Origin of the sequence: Mesorhizobium sp. M7A.F.Ca.CA.002.05.1.1, from assembly GCF_003998335.1 — a bacterium.
In the GTDB taxonomy this organism is placed as follows: Bacteria; Pseudomonadota; Alphaproteobacteria; order Rhizobiales; family Rhizobiaceae; genus Mesorhizobium.
Window position 1 is genome coordinate 1 of record NZ_RZQI01001491.1, and the last position, 762, is coordinate 762.

Here is a 762-nt window from a genome sequence, read left to right on the forward strand (position 1 = left end):
GTCCAGCACGGCATGTCGATCCAGGCGCGCGACGGCGCCTCGCATAATGCCCTGCTGGCGACGGTAGCCGGGGCCATGGCGGCCTGGAGGACGCTGGCCGGCGGCAGCGCGGCGTGACAAACGCCGGCTGGTGTGCTCGAAATCCGCCAGCAAGGCGGGAGGGATGAGAGCGTGAAAAAGGGTTATCGCGAGCTGCTGGACGAGGCGAACGCCGTGATCGAGGTGGTTTCGCCGGAGGAGGCGGCCGGGCTGATCGACGATGAAGACACCATCTTCGTCGATCTGCGCGATCCACGCGAAGTGGAACGCGACGGCAAGATTCCCGGCGCCAAGCATGTCACGCGCGGCATGCTGGAGTTCTGGATCGACCCCGAAAGCCCTTACCACAAGCCCTTCTTCGCCTCGGGCAAGAACTTCGTGTTCTTCTGCGCCGGCGGCTGGCGCTCGGCGCTGGCCACAAAGACGGCGCAGGACATGGGGCTTTCGCCGGTCAAGCACATCCTTGGCGGCTACACCGCCTGGAAGGCCGCCGGACTGCCGGTCGAACCCGGCGAGAAGAAGAAATAATCTCGACCGCCGCTCAGTGCAGCAGCAATGGCTCGCGATTCGCCACGAAGCCAACCGCGCGTTCGACCACGCCCTTGTCGGCGAGAATGCGGCGGTGGCCGAGCCCGTCGGCCCAGTAGAGCCGCACATGGCCGCCGGCGCCGGCATAGCGCCTTGCATGATCGGCCGAGACTTCGCGGTCGTCCTGCGCATGGA

1 protein-coding gene and 2 pseudogenes are annotated in these 762 nt (G+C 66.5%); 2 read left to right on the top strand and 1 reads right to left on the bottom strand.

What is annotated here, in order from left to right:
- A pseudogene (locus tag EN939_RS39600) lies at nt 1-117 on the top strand (TetR/AcrR family transcriptional regulator); the annotation flags it as partial.
- A 54-nt stretch (nt 118-171) separates the two neighbouring features.
- A complete protein-coding gene (locus EN939_RS36590; RefSeq protein WP_127270856.1) occupies nt 172-567 on the top strand; it encodes a rhodanese-like domain-containing protein in 396 nt (131 codons plus the stop codon).
- Between the two features lie 13 nt (nt 568-580).
- Here the strand turns inward: EN939_RS36590 and EN939_RS36595 are convergent.
- Nucleotides 581-762, bottom strand: a pseudogene (locus EN939_RS36595) (alpha/beta hydrolase); the annotation flags it as partial.